Genomic DNA, 16,322 nt, shown 5'->3' on the forward strand with positions numbered 1-16,322 from the left:
GCCTTCCCTGATGCAAGAGAATATGGTTTCACGTGAAACGGGGGGTGCCAAGCATGTGCCTGGCACCCCCCCGTTCCGTTGTAGCGAAATCCGTTTTACTGTGCTCGATAGGAAGAAGAACAACTAAATGTCAAAGATCTCACGAAAGATGAGCGTTGATCTTCCGCTGCTTCAGCTGCCCGCAGGCGGCATCGATGTCACTCCCCCGGGAATTGCGGATCGTGGTTTCCACGCCACGCATCTGAAGCCTGCGTTGCAGTTCTTCGACCTTCTTCATGGGGGACGGCTTAAAGGGGCTGTCGGGAATATCGTTGAGCTGGATGAGGTTGACGTGGCACAGTGTGCCCTCGCAGAAGTCGCAGAGTGCGTTCATCTCAGGGTTGGTGTCGTTGATGCCTTCAATCATGGCGAATTCGTAGGTTGGCCTTCTGCCAGTCTTCTCGGTGTACAGCTGCAGTGCCTCATGGAGGCGAACGAGCGTGTACTTCTTAACGCCCGGCATGAGCTGGTTTCGGGTGCTTTGGATGGCAGAGTGGAGCGAAACGGCAAGGGTGAACTGTTCGGGTAAGTCGGCAAAAGCACGGATGTTGGGAATGATTCCGCAGGTAGACACCGTAAGGTGACGCGCACCAATGTTGAGGCCGTGCTCGCTGTTGAGCATGCGGAGGGCGCGCACCGTTTCGTTGAAGTTGGCGAAGGGCTCCCCCTGTCCCATAAAGACAACGCTCGTAACACGTTCGCCAAGGTCTCGGCTCACGTGAACAACTTGGTCGACCATTTCCTGCGCGGTAAGCGAGCGCGTAAGGCCGGCAAGGCCAGTGGCACAGAACGCGCAGCCCATGTTGCATCCAGCTTGCGTGGAGATGCAGACCGCAAGACGATTGCGCGAGGGCATTCCAACCGTTTCGACGGCAACGCCGTCGGGGAATTGGAGAAGGTACTTTCGCGAACCATCCTTAGAAACCTGTTTGACAACCTCTGTTGGCACAGCGAAGACGAAGTGTTCAGCAAGCTGCTCACGGAACGCTTTAGGAAGGTTGGTCATCTCTTCAAACGAACATACGTTCTTATCGAAGAGCCATTCGCTGAGCTGCTTGGCACGAAACGCAGGTTGGCCAAGCTCGCTCACTACCTGCGAAAGTTCCTTAGAGGAAAGGGTTCTGATGTCGGGAAGATGGTGGGTGCGCTCCATACGAGGCCTTTCTGCGAAACGTTTGATAGCACACGGGTGCAAGTTGCGTACATACCTATACAATAAGGGAAGTTATGCCCGCTGATGGGGTGGGCGAAAAAACACCAGGAAGGGGAGCCGGCAATGTCTGAGTATAAGCCGGATGAGCTGCGCGTAGCAGTGCTCGCAGGTGGTATATCCGATGAGCGGGAAATCTCGTTCTCGTCGGGCAAGAATGTCATGGCGGCTCTGGCAGAAGCCGGATACACGCATGTTGAGATGCTCGATCCGGCAGACGATGACTTCCTGGTGAAGCTTTCGGAGGGATCTTACGACGTAGCCTTTATCGCCCTGCATGGCCGCGGTGGCGAGGATGGCATGATTCAGAGCATTCTGGAATACCTCGGTATCCCGTACACGGGATCTGGCGTAATCGCGAGCGCGTGCGCGGCAGACAAGGATGTTGCCAAGGCGATCTACCAGCGCGCCGGTATTCCGACGGCACGCGGCATCACCATCAAGCGCGACGATGACGTATGCATTGCGGACATCGTCGACGAGGTTGGCAGCGAGTGCTTCGTGAAGCCTGCGGTGAACGGGTCGAGCTACGGCGTCACCTATGTGAAGGATGAATCGAAATTGCTCGACGCCCTGGAAACCGCGTTCGAGTGCGACGAGAAGGCCCTCGTGGAAGAGCGGCTTGTGGGCACCGAGATTACGGTCGGTGTGCTGGGCGATCCCCCGCGCGCCCTGCCCATCGTCGAAATCCTCCCCCAAGAGGGTTCGGAGTTCTACGATCTTGATGTGAAGTACATCGACCCAACGCACGTTCACCGTATCCCAGCTGCGATTTCTCCGAAAGACTACCATCGCGCCGAGGAATATGCGGTGGCTGCGCACGAAGCCCTTGGTTGCAAGGGATTCTCGCGTTCGGATTTCATCGTGGGGGAGCACGGAACGACGATTCTCGAGACCAACACGATTCCGGGAATGACCGATACCTCGCTCTTCCCCGACGAGGCGCGCCATGCGGGCATGCCGTTCAGCGCGGTATGCGACGAGCTCATTCATATCGCCCTTGAGGGCGCGGAGGAATAATGCCCGAACAACACGAAAGCATCCCGGCTATCGAGGATGCGGTCATGCCCGGTACGCCGCGGTTCGTTATCGAGGCGTACCGGACCCTTGCTGAACGCGCGAAGGAGCGCGAGTTTGGCCTCATCGAAGAGGACGTGGTCATTCTCGATACCGAGGCCACGGGTTTGTCTCCGCAAGAGAACGAACTCATCGAGATTTCGGCAGCAGTGCTCTCGGGGCGTGAGATAACCGACCGCTTCGATACCTTCGTGCATCCCACGACGCTGATTCCTGCTGAGATTACCGAGCTCACGGGGATTACGAACGCAGATGTTGCCCATGCCCCCGATGCTCGCACCGCTGTGGCCCAGCTCGCCGAGTTCGTGGGCGGGCGCCCGGTGGTCGCACATAACGCAACGTTCGACCGCACTTTCATCGAGTCGGTCAAAGGCGGCGTAGACGTGAGCTCCATCTGGATCGACTCGCTCGCCCTCTCGCGTATCGCGCTTCCCCGGCTTGCATCGCACAAGCTCTCGTATATTGCCGAGGTCTTCGGATGCAGCGCGGTTTCACACCGGGCAACGGATGACGTCGATGCGCTTGCGGGGGTGTGGCGTGTTTTGCTTACCGCTCTGGCGGACCTTCCAGAGGGATTGCTCGGCCTGCTTGCGAACTCGCACCCCGATGTTCCGTGGACGTACCGCCCCATCTTCTCCTATCTCGCGCAAGAGAAGCCGGACGCCGTGTTCTCGCTCGAGGCGGCCCGCACCCGCGTGATCAGTGATGAGTCGTCCGTTGAGCACATGGACGCCGACGATCTGCCGTCGCTCGAGGTGCCGCGCCGCGACCAGGTGGAAGCGAGCTACGCCCCGGGTGGTCTGGTGAGCTCGATGTATCCAACGTACGAGCCCCGCGCCGAGCAGGTCGAGATGGCCTGCGAGGTGCGCGATGCCTTGGCAACCTCCACCCATCGCGTCATCGAGGCGGGTACCGGCGTGGGAAAGTCCATGGCCTATCTCATCCCGTTTGCAGAGGCGGCGAAGCGCAACGGCATCACCGTGGGCATCGCAACGAAATCAAACAACCTGGCTGATCAGCTCATGTACCACGAGCTGCCCAAACTTAGTGAGGCACTTGAGGGAGGGCTCTCGTACTGCGCGCTCAAGGGGTTTGACCACTACCCCTGCCTGCGAAAGCTCGAGCGCTTGGTGAGAAGCCGTTCGGACATCGTGACCACGCGCGACCCGGCGGATACGCTCACCGCTATGGCCGTCATCTACGCATATGTGTGCCAGAGCCCCTCGGGCGACCTCGATGCGCTGGGCATCCGTTGGAAAAGCGTGAACAGGCAGGACCTCACCACGGGTTCGCGCGAGTGCGCGCGCAGGCTTTGCCCGTTCTTCCCGCATAAATGCCTGGTGCACGGCGCACGCATTCGCGCTGCCCGCGCTGATGTCGTGGTGACGAACCACTCGCTGCTGTTCAGAAATGTTGCGGCAGATGGCAAAATACTGCCTCCCATCAGGCATTGGGTGGTCGATGAGGCCCATGCGGTCGAGAAGGAGGCCAGGCGCCAGTGGGCCGTCTGCGTCTCTGCCGACGATAGCAGGCAGGTGTTCGAACGCATGGGTGGCAAGGATGCGGGCGTGCTCGGCCGCCTCTCCCATGAGCTGGCGGGGCGCGACGGCTCGACGCTGTACATGGGCCTTGTATCGCGTTGCATCTCAACGGCGAACCGTGCCTCGCTTACGATGGCCGAGGCATTCAGCGGCGCGCGCGAGTTCGCCAAGACCGTGAGAAGCGGCGGCTATGACCAGCTGAATATTTGGATCGGTCCCGAGGTTCGAGAGAGCGACGACTGGTCCTTCCTGGCAAGTTCGCTTCTCACCGCAATCGACGCGCTCGAGGAGACCGTAAAGGCCCTGCATGCGCTTGCGGAGAATCTCGCGCAGGATTCACCTGAGCTCGCCGCGGATCCGGCTGATCTTGAGCGGCGCGTTCGCGAGCTGTTCGACGGGCTCAAGCTTATCGCTGAGGGTGCAGACGATCGCTACGTCTACTCCCTGCAGGTTAATCGCAGGTTGCGCGCGGGCGGCGAGGCGTTCACTGCTGAGCGCCTCGATATCGGGGAAACGCTTGCCGAGCAATGGCTTCCCGAGGTCCATACGGCGATATTCACCTCGGCGACGATGTCGGTTTCGGGTGGGTTTAAGCACTTTGAGCATGCCGTGGGTTTGGACCGCCTGCCATCGGGCTCGTACAAGTCGCTTCACCTTGATTCGAGCTACGACTTTGAGTCGAACATGGCGGTCGTCGTGGCGGGCGACCTGCCCGACCCGCGCAACCGGGATGCGTACATCTCGGCGCTCGAGGACCTGCTCTTCGACGTTCATGTTGCCATGTCCGGCTCCGTGCTCACCCTCTTCACCAACCGACGCGATATGGAGGATCTCTTTGATTTGGTGGCACCCCGCCTTGCAGCGGAGGGCTTGGAGCTGGCATGCCAGAAGCGCATGAGCTCGCCGCGCCGTCTGCGCGATCATTTCGTTTCAGAGAAATCCTCGTCGCTGTTCGCGCTCAAGGCGTTCTGGGAGGGTTTCGATGCTTCGGGCGATACGCTGCGCTGTGTTGTCATTCCGAAGCTGCCTTTTGCGAGTCCCACCGATCCGCTTTCGTGTGAGCGGGCGCTTCGAGAGGAGCGAGCGTGGGCGAGATACTCGCTGCCGGATGCGGTTCTCGAGGTCAAGCAGGCTGCAGGACGTCTAATTCGCTCGTCAAGCGACACGGGCGTGCTTGTGCTGGCGGATTCTCGGCTTGTGAGCAAGGGGTATGGCAAGAAGTTTCTCAATTCGCTTCCCACGCCCTCGTACCAGCGTATCGAGGCGAAGCGCGTGGGGGCGTACCTCTCGCTGTGGCGCCGTGCGCACGAGCACGGACGCTCCTAGGGAAACGCTGCCTTTACCATCGGGGGCGATCGATCGCCGTCGGGGTCGAGCGGGATTGCAACTTCTGGGCACTTCGCGGCGAAGGGCCCGGGTAGCCGTGCCGCGGCCGGGAGGACGCATGCCACTTGACCTGCGCTTTTCCTTCCGCCCCGCTCGCCCGTATCTGCCGTGCGCGCCGCGAAGTGCCCAGAAGTTGAAAACTCGACGGAAGTATGCCCCCGACTTGTCTGCTAGGCGTCTCCGGCGTCCAGCAATCAGCGCTTTTCGAGGGAATCGCTGATTACTGCTTTTGGCGCGCCCTGCAGGCGTTTCTTCGCCGACCCTGCCCTGCGATATGGGGCGACTATGGGGTGGCATTCCCCTGGGAGAGCTCTTGCGCATAGCGGAGCAACTGCTCGCGCCATGCTGTAGGCTCGACGATCTTCATGTCTCCCCCGGCTGCAAGCACTTGGTCGAACAGCCAGGAAGCAGTGCTTACGCGCACCGCGACGCGTGAGCGGCATGGGTCTTGCGGGGACGGCGACACATCGACCACGCCCGACCACGACGAAAACTCATCGCTCGATGCGGGGCATTCGACGGTCACGATGGTGCCCGTCTGTGCGAGATGGTCTTCGACGGTGAGGTCGCTCGGTTCGCGACGGCCGACGGACTCATCGGTGAGTTCAACATTGCTGATGCGGTCCAAGCGATATCGCCGCTCCGCATCTTTCTCGACGTTCCACGCGACGAGGTAGGCATAGTCGTCAAACGCTTCGAAGGCGAGCGGGTCGATAAGGCGCGGCGCGGGCTGAGTGTCTGTCTGCGCTCGGTACAGGATGCGGCACCGAACCCCGTCTTCGATGGCTTCGGAGAGCTCTTGGTAGAACGGGCCGTATGTGCGCGCGGTCGCAAGGAGCGGCTGTTGGTTGCCCGCCTCGATTCCTGGGGCGATGAGGGCGCGTTCAAGACGTTCGGAGAGGTTGGAGTCGACTTCCAGAGCACGGATCACGTGGGCGAGGGCCATGCTTTCTCCCGCCGTAAGGCGCAGCGGCCGCATGCGTGCCGCATCCCCTTCAAGGACGATCGAATCGCCTTGTCGATAGGCGATCGCGCGGGCTCCCCCTTGTCGGTCGGCAAGGGTGGAGAGCAGGTCAAGATACCCGTCAAGCTCTTCGTCGGTGCATGCGAGCGTCCGGCGCGTCTCGGCTGCGCTAAGGCGGTGGCCCGGAGCAGCTGTGAGCGCTTCGAGCATCCAGAGGGCGTTGGTCACCCGATCGCTATGCGCCATGTGCCTCAACCACCTTATCGATCATGCACTTCCATGCGTCTACGAATGTCTGCGGAGCCACAGGGCGCAGCCCCTCCCGTGCATGGCTGAGGGCAAACGAGGCGGCAGCATCAATATCCCGCACCTCGATAGTCCATTGCCAGGAGTCGGCTTCTGTGAGGGCTATTTCCCCGCGTCCATGGGTGAATGCGAGCACCGCCGCTCGAGGCATGGAAGCGGGCAGCGAGAACTGCACCTGTGCCGATTCTCCCTCGCCGAAATCGAAGGGGAGAAAGACGTAGTCCTTAATGGAAAACGTGTTGGGGATGTTGTAGGTGCCCTTTGGGCGCCAGACCTTTTCGATGCGGTCGGTGCGAAAGGTGCGAATGCTTTCGCTTGCGTCGTCGAGGCCGGTAACGTAGGCGCAGCCCTCATGGCTGAAGATTCCATATATGGCAAGGCTGCGCTTTGATGCTTCGCCGCGCGCGTTGCGGTACGAGAACGTGATCTTCTTGCGCGTGGCGAAGGCGCTCCAAAGTGCATCGAGAATAGGATCGAAGGCGTTGGAGGCCTGTTCGTCCCGTCCCTGCGGCGTGCTGCCCTCAGCAAGCTCGAGGGCCTTGTTGCGCACCGACTGGAGCGGGCGGCCAAGCGGCGTCGCCTGCCCCTCGAGATATTCATCTATCGCCGCGGCAAGCGTTTGTGCGTCGTCCCTTGTGACGATACCGCCTGTTGCGAAGGTATTCACGTGGTCGAGCTTCCAGTAGCTCTCCTCGCTTTCGGCGGCGCCCAACGGCTTCGCTTCAACGATTTGAATGCCCTGCTCGGCGAGCTTCGCACGATCACGGCGAAACTTGCGAAGGTCTGAGTCGCGCTGAGGAGACCCATAGCCCAGGTCGGAGTCCGAGACGATCTCTTCCGTCGAGAGCGCCCGCGTAGAGGCATTGAAGATAAAAAACAGGTTGAGGAGGCGTTGCGCCGAGGTGTCCCCGGCTATGGCCTGCGCTTCGTCATACGATGGCACGAATACCCTCCCTTTCTCGCATCCATTCTACATGAGGCCCCCGGGCGACGTGTTATGGAGATAGAAGGTGCAAATGGGCCTGCGAGCGCATATAACCTGCGGTAACGCAGCGGCATTTTCAGAGTAGCGGTATACTTTCCAGAATACGGACGCATTATCTGCATGTTCTTATGCGTTGTGACCGCGACTATCGAACAGGGACAGGGAAAGCTGATGGCCACCACCCGTAAATATTTGAACCATCTACTCCAGAACACAGGGATCACCCCCGCGTGCAGCGAGGAAGAGCGAGCCGCTGCAGAAGACATCGCCCGCATCTTCTCCAACCATGGCTTTGAGCCGGAGGTTCAGGAGTTCAACGCCTCGGGCACCCCGAAGGTTGTGCTCGCCGCCTTGGGTATCGCGCTCTTCGTGGGCGCGGTGCTCATGGGTGTTGGCGGTGTGGTGGGCATCATCGGCCTCTTGCTCACGGTCGCCGTGGGCGTGGTGTACGTGCTGGAGCGTATGGGCAAGCTGTCGTTTGCGGGCTTCGGCGCATCCGGCCTCTCCCAGAACGTTATCGCCTATCACAAGGCGTCCGGCCCGCTTGCGTCGCCGCGCAACCGCCCGGTGGTCGTTGTAGCTCATTACGATTCGCCGCGCGCCGACCTGTTCTCGCAGCTCCCCTATGCGACCTACAAGCCCATCATCGTCAAGCTCATGCCCTATATGATGGTGGTCCCCGCGATGCTCGCCATCATTCGCCTGCTGCCGTTCCCGGGTGGCGCGAAGGTTGTCTTCTGGCTGCTCGCGATCGTAGCGGCCCTTATTCCGCTTGCTCATGCGGTGGGTGTTATCGCGAACCGGTTCATCCTCCCATATACCTCTGGTTCGATTTGCAACAAATCGTCTGTTGCCGCCATGCTCGGCGTGATGGATGCCGTTGCCCCGTTCGAGCACGGTGAAGAGTTCCCGAACGACGTTCCCTTCGAGGATTATTTCTCCGAGCAGGTTCGCATGGCTCAGGCAGCCGAGGTCGAGGCTGCGGTGGCCTCGGGAGATCTTCCCGAGGAGGCGCTCGATGAGGTTGCAGGCGTAGCCGCCGGCGAGCAGACTGGGGCTACGGAAGACCAGGCCGGGGCACAGGATGATCAGGGGCTTGGTGCCACGCTTGCCGGAACTGCGGCGCTTTCGCTCGATGATCTCGAGGCCGGCCAGGCCGAGCTCTCGGGCAATACTGCCCCGGAGGCCACCGATGCGATGGGGGCCACCGCGACCATGGCTCCGGTTGATGTCGTTGCAGGTGCGGCCGTGGATGCCGCAGCTGCCGTCGTGGATGCTGGCGCGTCCGCTGCCGATGCGGTTCAGGGTGCCGACGATGCCGTTGCCGCCCAGGTGAGCGAATCCGATTCTGCTGGCGCTACGGTCGCCATGCCCGTGGTCGATGGTGACGAGAACGATGAGCGTGTGGCCGAGGACGCAGCTGCAGAGCATGGTGCCGATGAGGCTCCGGCCGACGATCTTGCAGATGAGCCTGCCGAGCTCGAAGACGAAGGCTCTTCGGAGGAAGCGGAGGATGAGGCTTCCGCACCGAGCGTTATCAACGCCTATGGTAATTATCGCTACGGTATCGATGTGATCCGCGCCATCGGCATGGTTCCCGAGAACTGCGCCATTGAGTACGACCTCACTGAACCCGAGCCGGAGCCCGAGGCCGAGGCTGATGCTGCGATCGATGAGGGTGAGCCCCTCGATCGTGAGCAGGACGATGAGTTCGCCGATCAGGTTGATGAAGAGCTTCCGCCGCTCGAGGACGAGTTCGAAGGCTACGCTTCCGATGAGGACGCCTATGCCGATGCCGACGATTACGGGTTTGAAGACTACGGTGACTATGACGATGATGCCTTCGCGCCGGTTCCGGTGAATCACGGGGCCGGGGCGCACCCCGCTGGCGCTGCCGCGGGTCTCGCCGAGACGCTCTCTGCTGTTGGCGCTCGTGCATCGCGGTTCTTCGATGGCGCGCTGCGCAAGGGCCGGAGCATGCTTGATTCCGTGACGTCTCATGGTCAGGGCGATGCTTCCAACGAGGAGCTCGAGCACGATGAGACCTCTGCTGAGGCGAGCGCGCCAACGGTAGACGCTTCGGCTGACGGCTCCACTTCTGTGGCCGAGGATGCTCCCGTTACTGCCGACGCCGCGGAGAGCGGTGCCCCCGAGAGCGCGGCTCCGGAAGCCGAGCAGGTTGCTGATGTGGCCGATTCGGATGAGGGATCGTCTGTCGCGGGTGGCGCGACCCAGCGTTTCTCGGTAGCCGATGCCGCTTCGCTTGAACAGCCCGAAGCTCCGGGTGCCCAAGGGTCTGCCGGGTTCGACCCCGATGCAACGATTGCCCAGACGAGGTCCTTTCCCGTCCAAGATGTCGCTGCGACGCCGTCGCAGGCGTCTGACGCGGGCGCCGAGCAGGTGGAGACCGTCGACTCCCTGATGGCGCAGATTACCGCCCCGCGTCGCACCACTCCTCAGCCCGCGCCGCAGAACCGGGCGTTCAGCATGGTTCCCGATCCCGCGGCTCCCTCGGTCAACCAGATGTCGACGGTCAACAGGTCCTCGCTCTTCGACCTGCCGGATCCGTCTACGACTCCGGTTGATCCGTTTGTGACCGAGCCTGCTGCGCCGGCAGCGCCTGCCAACCAGGATGCAACCCCGGCGCCCGCCCAGAGCGCGTTCAGCGTGATTTCGTCCGATCAGGACTATGTCGCTGACTACGGCCAGGATGGCGGTTTTGGCTACAACGACGGGTATGGTGCCGATACCTACGAACGCGATGACAGCGTGTTTGAGACCATCACCGCCGACGCCCCGGAGCCTCTGGCGGCAACCGGTCGTGCGAAGAGCGGGAAGCGCGGTCTCGGAAAGCTCTTCCATCGCAAGAAGCAGGACGAGTCGAGCATGAGCGACTGGCTTGGCGTCGACGATGATTTCGATGCGAAGCGCTCTGGCCGCGATATCGGGTCTTGGGATAATTTCGAAGGCGATGACTGGAAGGGTGGCGCCACCAGCTCGAACGGCGCTTCGCAGGAAGATCTGCGCGACGCTGTGACCTCGATGGGCGACGACGAGCTTCTCGGTCATGACATCTGGTTCGTGGCAACGGGTGCTTCCGAGCTCGATAATGCCGGTATCCAGGCGTTCCTCGACACGCATCGCGATAAGCTGCGTGGTGTGTTCCTCATCAATCTCGAGAGCATCGGCGCAGGCGAGCCGGTTATGCTCGCAACCGAGGGCGGAGAAGGCGGCAAGCGCGTGCTTAAGGGCGACAAGCGCATCATGAACCTTGTCCGTCGCGTGTCTGGCGCCTTCCATCGAGAGTTCGCAAGCGTCGAGATGCCCTACCTCACGACCGATGCCTACCGTGCCATGAGCATGAGCCTGCGCTCGCTCACGATCGCCGGCGTTGAGGGCAACCACCTCGCCTGCTCGCATTCTGAGGACGATCTGCCGTATCGCGTCAACGAGAAGAATGTCAGGCTCGTTGCCGATGTTGTCACGGAGGTCATCAGGAGGTCCTAAGAAGAGCACCCTGCTCGCATGTCTCGAATGGCGATGACGGGGCGCCGATACCCTAGGGGTGTCGGCGCCCTGGTTCATTTTGGGACGGGTTCAAAATGAACCATTTTGGGTGTCGGCGTCTCGTTTCATTCAAGGGGTCCCAACTCTGTGGCACGCCCCGCTCACCATTGAAAACCACCTGCTAAGCGGGTGGTTCTGATGCCCGGCTATGCGTTGGCGTTGCTATGCATGAGCCTCGAGGTAGGCGATGATGTCGTCAGATTCGTAAAGAGGCTTCCCGTCGATAAACAAGCAGGGGACCTGGACCTTTCCACCCACGCTTTGGAGGGTGGAGCGGTCGCTGGGGTTAGCCGTGATATCGCGGAGGGGTATCTCGATGCCCTGGCGCTCCATATAGGAAAGTACCTTCCGGCAGAATGGGCAACCGGGCATGATATAGAGTTCAAGTGCTTGCGACATGCGGAGCTCCTTTCGTTTGTTGGGTATTGCTGCTATACCCAACTCTTGGATAAACCGACCATTGACGTTTGTTCAGGGTAAACTTGCTCAAGCGGCCACAGAACCACCAAAAGCTGGTAGCATAACAGGGAGCTGGTTCGTATCCGGAGGTCCAGGTGAGTGAGATCATCGAGTTTATAAAGCGCCATTGGATCGCGTATCTCATCGGTGCGATTCTTGCCATCGCGCTCGGCCTCGGGGTATCCCTCTTTATTCTTCGTGTTGGTTCCACCCCGGAACAGCTCCATGCTGAAGAGGTGGCTTCGGAGCAGTCTAAGTCGTCATCCGGGCTCTATCTCTTCTAACCGGCTTCTGATTGGTCCCCTGATACGAATATCACGATGGTGCGCCGCATGCTGTGACCGTTCCCTTCGGTGCAAGTGATGAGGCTGAGGACGCGGCGCGCGCCGCTAATCGCAGTCTGCCAGTTCTCGGTGCATGCGGATGCTTCGTGTGCGAGCTCGGTGAGCCATGCTTTCATATCTTCAATGGATGTAAAGGAAAACTGCTGTATCGCTTCGTACGATGCGGGAACGCGGAGTGCGCAGAGCGGCTGGAAGATTGTGGTTCGAGCGATCTTGCCATTCTCAACGGAGCGCCATGTGGCATTGCCGAGCTTATCGAACGCGCCTTGTTGGTATCGGTTCGCCAGTTCGCCAAACAGCACCGGTGAGCTTGCAAGATGGTGGGCATACACCACGACGTGCTGCCCATCTTTGGAGCTCCTCCGGTCGATATACGGGCATCCGAGGCTGTGGGGAGTCCCATCGATGGCATGATGGAGATAGTAGTCGTCTGCCATGGTTGAAGTTGGTTGCGCAACGGGGTAACTGATGTGTGTGCCATCAACGTCTATCCATGCCACAACGGCGGGGTTGTGATAGGCCATCTGGTCCGTAACCTGGATATCGTTGGCGTTGGAGGCGAGCGCGCCCATAAGGCCCCGCATGCGCAGGTCATACGCATCGACCTGCGCTGAGAGAATCCCGGTGGAGCATGCGCTGATGAGGCAGACAACGGCAAGGCACGGGGCAGCTATGGAGTGCAGGATGTTTTTGGCGGAATAACGTGCGCTCATCGTGCCTAGTGCTTCCCGCGTCTCCAGGTCGCCATCAAGATACATGCGATAAGGGCGATGCAGACCGTTACCGCTAACATGGGCGCCATCGATGCCGTGCCTGTTCTTACGAGCGGGCCCGTAACCGATAGAGGCGTCTCTGCAAGGATGTCCGATCTGCGGTTCGCCAGCGTTTTCATAGCGAGCAAGGCCACGTCATCTGTCGCCCATGCCTGTTTGGGCAGGAAGAGGGGTGCAGCGATAGCGAGGATGAAAGTCGCCGCAGCAATCGTGCACATGAGCAGCCTCGTGACCCTTGCATGGATTGCTTTCGGATGCCATCTGAGCAATACGCTCGGCGCGCGCCCCTGGTCTGTGTTTTGAGTGCGAGTCTTGCCGCCAAAGCCGCATCGTCTGCCCATCGCTACCTCCCTCTTCACGCCGTGGTCCAAGCATATGAAGGGGAGGTGGTCGATGATTCGGTTGTAGCTGACAAGATGCCGTCTTAGAGCTGAACAAAATTTGAAAGACTAAGGAAAGCGGCAGCTTATCAGCCCTGTCGCATGAACAACCAAATTCGAGGTGCGGCGAACAGGACTCTATTACTCCACCAAAGGAACAGAGCCCATCGCAATCGAGTGGCCGCAGCCAAGCCGGTAGCTCCAACCGGGCAGGCGGTCTTAACCCAGCCGGCTGTCCCAACCTGGCCGGCGTGAACTCCAAATGAAGCTCCTGAGTTTTCGACTTGCCTCTCATGAATCCAAAAATGGTCACCCAGGCTGTTTCGCACCCGACTTGCGTGAATCCAAAAGAGCTTCCGCGCGATCCCGTCCCGGCTCGCGGCAAATCAGGGGGATTCAAAAAGTCGAAAAAAGTCGTTGACTTCGGCTAGTGGGGCGGGGTATTATCTCCTAGTGCGATGGACCTGTAGCTCAGTTGGTTAGAGCGTCCGGCTGATAACCGGGAGGTCACAAGTTCGAATCTTGTCAGGTCCACCATCTTCTTTCGCAATAAACACCCCAGCGAGAGCCGAGTCGCCGCTGGGGTGTTTATTCCTAAAGGGGGTATAGCTCAGCTGGGAGAGCGCGGGCTTTGCAAGCCTGAGGCCAGGGGTTCGAACCCCCTTACCTCCACCAACAATTTTGAAAGCCTCGCTACAGCGGGGCTTTTTCATGCCCAGGGGAGCACGGGGTCTTTAGTAAAGGTCCCCCATATCGCAAAACCCGCCCTAAAAGGCGTTGGTACCCGCCCAGCCGGCATCATTCCATCTGTTATGATGAAACCTCTGAGCACCTAGGAGGTCTTCATGCGCGCTGTTGATTTGGAACTCTTCAAGCCCGAGCTGGTGTTCTTCGATTTCGAGGCTGCCAATAGCGACGAGCTCTTCGAGAAGCTCGCCAACGAGCTTGCTCCATATGGCTACATTAAGGATTCGTGGCTCACCGGCATCAAGGAGCGCGAGGAAACATACCCCACGGGCCTCGCCTTCGAGACGGTTTCCGTTGCTCTGCCGCATGTCGATCCGGAGCACCTGAACAAGCCCTATATTGCCGTCATCAAGCCAAAGGAGCCTATTGCATTTAGGGGTATGGCTGGAATCGATGGCGACGTGCCCGCGCAGATTATCGTGAATCTCGGCCTGACGGCGCACGAAGAAGGGCAAGTTGCCGTACTCCAGGCGCTCATGGGCATTTTCCTGGATACCGACGCCGTGTCTAGAATCATGGCGCAGACCACCCCCGAAGGCATGGTCGAGACAATGCGCGAGCTCTGCTCGTAGCTCTGCGCTCAAGGTGAACCAATGGGAGCGCGCCGACATTTCGGCGTGCTCTGCCAATCTCGAAGCATGCTTCGCCGAGCCTGTATATACTGGTAACTCCTGAGCGTCGCTCGGGTTTTCAGCCTCTATACGATAGAAAAGAGCCAGCACATGAGTGCCAGCACCTCGCGGGCGGCCCGCCCGTCAACCATGCTCCGCCGTTTTCTTGCCTACTATGGCCCGCAGAAGCATCTTTTCATTGCCGATACCGTTTGCGCGCTTGTTATCGCAGGCATTGACCTTGCGTTTCCGGTGATTCTGCGCGCGCTCACCAACGGTCTTTTCACCGAGGGGCAGCATGCGATTATGGCATCGATCGGCATGGTCGCCGTTGGGCTCGTAATTATGTACCTCATTCGTTGTGCATGCCGCTACTTCGTGTCTGCTCAGGGTCATATCATGGGCGCCCGCATGGAATCGCAGATGCGCCAAGACCTTTTCGACCAGTATGAGCGGTTTAGCTTCAGCTACTTCGATCGCGTGAACTCGGGTGACATGATGAGCCGCGTGGTCAATGACCTCTTCGATATCTGCGAGGCGGCCCACCACGTGCCGGAGTGGATCATCATCTGCGGCGTCGAGATCATCGGCGCGTTCGTGATCCTCTTTACCATCTCGCCCGCGCTCACCGGGATCATGGCGCTGGTTACTGCGGGGTTCGTCGCGCTCATGGTAGTGCAGAATCTCCGCATGCGCTCCGTCTACACCGACAATCGCATCAAGATCTCCGAGGTCAACTCACAGCTTCAGGATTCTCTCGCCGGCATGCGCGTGGTGAAGTCGTTCGCGAATGAAGAAACCGAGCGCATCAAGTTCCGTCGTTCCAACGACCGCTATCTCGGCTCGAAAGAGGCCATGTATCGCGTGATGGGAACCTATCAGGCCACGAGCGCGCTCATGACCGGGGCGCTGTTCACGCTCGTGGTGGTGGCAGGCGGGTGCCTTGTTGCCGCAGGCCGCATGAGCGCGGTCGATATGGCAACGTTTGCGCTCTACATCAGCCTTTTCACCACGCCCATCGAGACCCTCGTCAACTCGACCGAAACGTTCCAGAAGGCCATCGCCGGCTTCCGCCGCATGGACGAAGTGCTTCAGAGCGCGCCCGATATCGAGGATGCGCCCGACGCTCGCCCACTCAAGGTGAGCGCTGGTGCTATCGAGTACCGCAATGTGTGCTTCAGCTACGAGGACCGCGAACTCGAGGATGAGCATCGCGCGGGCGACGAGCGTCCGGTCATCGACCATCTCAATCTCTCGATTCGTCCGGGCGAGACCATCGCGCTCGTGGGCCCGTCGGGCGGTGGCAAGTCTACAACGTGTTCGCTGCTGCCCCGCTTCTACGATGTGCAGGACGGTTCCATCTGCATTGACGGGCAGGATGTGCGAAGCGTCACGCAGCGGAGCCTGCGTCAGGCGATAGGCCTGGTTCAGCAGGATGTATACCTCTTCGACGGAACCATCGCCGAGAACATCGCGTACGGCAGGCCCGACGCATCGTTCGAAGAAATTGTCGAGGCGGCCTGCCGCGCGAACATCCATGAGTTCATCGAGAGTCTTCCCGAGGGCTACGATACGGTGGTGGGGGAGCGCGGAAGCCGTCTTTCGGGCGGTCAGAAGCAGCGCGTGGCCATCGCGCGCGTGTTCCTCAAGGACCCTGCGATCCTCATTCTCGACGAGGCAACTTCGGCGCTCGACAACGAGAGCGAGGAGGCAGTGCAGGAATCGCTCGAGCGCTTGGCGCGCGACCGCACGACGATCATCATCGCCCACCGCCTCTCGACCATCAAAAACGCCGACGAGATCGCGACGGTGGAGCGTGGCCGAGTTGTGGAGCGCGGCACCCACGAAGAGCTTCTCGCGCAAAACGGCACATACGCCCGCTACTATCGAATGCAGTTCGAGGGAATGCGCGCCACCAGCGCCTAAGGCTTGT

11 protein-coding genes and 2 tRNA genes are annotated in these 16,322 nt (G+C 60.2%); 8 read left to right on the forward strand and 5 right to left on the reverse strand.

Annotation, left to right across the window (positions count from 1 at the left end; translation table 11 throughout):
* Positions 1-139: 139 nt before the first annotated feature.
* The gene (rlmN, locus tag GJE22_RS00350) at positions 140-1,192 is read right to left on the reverse strand and encodes a 23S rRNA (adenine(2503)-C(2))-methyltransferase RlmN (RefSeq protein WP_144687512.1); all 1,053 of its coding nucleotides are present in this window, start codon (positions 1,190-1,192) and stop codon (positions 140-142) included.
* Between the two features lie 123 nt (positions 1,193-1,315).
* On the opposite strand from rlmN, the gene GJE22_RS00355 reads away from it, so the two are divergent.
* Together GJE22_RS00355 and GJE22_RS00360 are read left to right on the forward strand one after the other, a co-directional pair.
* Entirely contained in the window at positions 1,316-2,269 is a 954-nt protein-coding gene (locus GJE22_RS00355) for a D-alanine--D-alanine ligase family protein (protein WP_144687510.1), read from the forward strand.
* The gene (locus tag GJE22_RS00360) at positions 2,269-5,193 is read left to right on the forward strand and encodes a helicase C-terminal domain-containing protein (protein WP_144687508.1); all 2,925 of its coding nucleotides are present in this window, start codon (positions 2,269-2,271) and stop codon (positions 5,191-5,193) included. The genes GJE22_RS00355 and GJE22_RS00360 overlap by 1 nt, the downstream gene beginning before the upstream one ends.
* Before the next feature lie 343 nt (positions 5,194-5,536).
* Here the strand turns inward: GJE22_RS00360 and GJE22_RS00365 are convergent, their stop codons facing one another.
* Together GJE22_RS00365 and GJE22_RS00370 are read right to left on the reverse strand one after the other, a co-directional pair.
* Positions 5,537-6,463: a helix-turn-helix transcriptional regulator gene (locus GJE22_RS00365; RefSeq protein WP_144687506.1), complete on the reverse strand. Its 927-nt coding sequence runs from the start codon at positions 6,461-6,463 to the stop codon at positions 5,537-5,539.
* Complete coding sequence (locus tag GJE22_RS00370; protein ID WP_144687504.1) at positions 6,453-7,466, reverse strand: helix-turn-helix transcriptional regulator; 1,014 nt, start codon at positions 7,464-7,466, stop codon at positions 6,453-6,455. Before GJE22_RS00370 ends, GJE22_RS00365 begins: the two co-directional genes overlap by 11 nt.
* A gap of 213 nt (positions 7,467-7,679) precedes the next feature.
* Between GJE22_RS00370 and GJE22_RS00375 the strand changes: the two genes are divergently transcribed.
* Entirely contained in the window at positions 7,680-11,015 is a 3,336-nt protein-coding gene (locus GJE22_RS00375) for a hypothetical protein (protein WP_144687502.1), read from the forward strand.
* Between the two features lie 222 nt (positions 11,016-11,237).
* Here the strand turns inward: GJE22_RS00375 and GJE22_RS00380 are convergent, their stop codons facing one another.
* Positions 11,238-11,474: a glutaredoxin family protein gene (locus GJE22_RS00380; protein ID WP_144687500.1), complete on the reverse strand. Its 237-nt coding sequence runs from the start codon at positions 11,472-11,474 to the stop codon at positions 11,238-11,240.
* A 155-nt stretch (positions 11,475-11,629) separates the two neighbouring features.
* Here GJE22_RS00380 and GJE22_RS00385 point away from each other — a divergent pair, with 155 nt between their 5' ends.
* Positions 11,630-11,818 (forward strand): hypothetical protein, encoded by a 189-nt coding sequence (locus GJE22_RS00385; RefSeq protein ID WP_019127426.1) that lies wholly within the window; start codon positions 11,630-11,632, stop codon positions 11,816-11,818.
* Here the strand turns inward: GJE22_RS00385 and GJE22_RS00390 are convergent.
* Positions 11,815-12,591, reverse strand: a complete 777-nt coding sequence (locus GJE22_RS00390; RefSeq protein ID WP_186297362.1) for a class B sortase — start codon at positions 12,589-12,591, stop codon at positions 11,815-11,817. The two genes, GJE22_RS00385 and GJE22_RS00390, sit on opposite strands and share 4 nt — an antisense overlap.
* Positions 12,592-13,491: 900 nt before the next feature.
* Here GJE22_RS00390 and GJE22_RS00395 point away from each other — a divergent pair.
* From GJE22_RS00395 to GJE22_RS00410, 4 genes are all read left to right on the forward strand, one after another.
* Positions 13,492-13,568, forward strand: a tRNA-Ile gene (locus GJE22_RS00395).
* A 62-nt stretch (positions 13,569-13,630) separates the two neighbouring features.
* Positions 13,631-13,706: transfer RNA gene (locus tag GJE22_RS00400), tRNA-Ala, on the forward strand.
* A gap of 170 nt (positions 13,707-13,876) precedes the next feature.
* Entirely contained in the window at positions 13,877-14,350 is a 474-nt protein-coding gene (locus GJE22_RS00405; protein ID WP_144687496.1) for a PTS sugar transporter subunit IIA, read from the forward strand.
* A 189-nt stretch (positions 14,351-14,539) separates the two neighbouring features.
* Positions 14,540-16,315, forward strand: coding sequence for an ABC transporter ATP-binding protein (locus GJE22_RS00410; protein WP_144687652.1), 1,776 nt, complete (start codon positions 14,540-14,542; stop codon positions 16,313-16,315).
* The last annotated feature ends 7 nt before the right edge of the window (positions 16,316-16,322 follow it).

The sequence above is a fragment of the Enorma shizhengliae genome (genome assembly GCF_009676995.1).
GTDB lineage: Bacteria > Actinomycetota > Coriobacteriia > Coriobacteriales > Coriobacteriaceae > Enorma > Enorma massiliensis.

What these genes read in the sequence shown, in the direction of transcription:
- rlmN (WP_144687512.1), bottom strand. Translation starts at nt 1,192, where the DNA reads ATGGAGCGCACCCACCATCTTCCCGACATCAGAACCCTTTCCTCTAAG.
- GJE22_RS00355 (WP_144687510.1), top strand. Translation starts at nt 1,316, where the DNA reads ATGTCTGAGTATAAGCCGGATGAGCTGCGCGTAGCAGTGCTCGCAGGT.
- GJE22_RS00360 (WP_144687508.1), top strand. Translation starts at nt 2,269, where the DNA reads ATGCCCGAACAACACGAAAGCATCCCGGCTATCGAGGATGCGGTCATG.
- GJE22_RS00365 (WP_144687506.1), bottom strand. Translation starts at nt 6,463, where the DNA reads ATGGCGCATAGCGATCGGGTGACCAACGCCCTCTGGATGCTCGAAGCG.
- GJE22_RS00375 (WP_144687502.1), top strand. Translation starts at nt 7,680, where the DNA reads ATGGCCACCACCCGTAAATATTTGAACCATCTACTCCAGAACACAGGG.
- GJE22_RS00380 (WP_144687500.1), bottom strand. Translation starts at nt 11,474, where the DNA reads ATGTCGCAAGCACTTGAACTCTATATCATGCCCGGTTGCCCATTCTGC.
- GJE22_RS00390 (WP_186297362.1), bottom strand. Translation starts at nt 12,591, where the DNA reads ATGAGCGCACGTTATTCCGCCAAAAACATCCTGCACTCCATAGCTGCC.
- GJE22_RS00405 (WP_144687496.1), top strand. Translation starts at nt 13,877, where the DNA reads ATGCGCGCTGTTGATTTGGAACTCTTCAAGCCCGAGCTGGTGTTCTTC.
- GJE22_RS00410 (WP_144687652.1), top strand. Translation starts at nt 14,540, where the DNA reads ATGCTCCGCCGTTTTCTTGCCTACTATGGCCCGCAGAAGCATCTTTTC.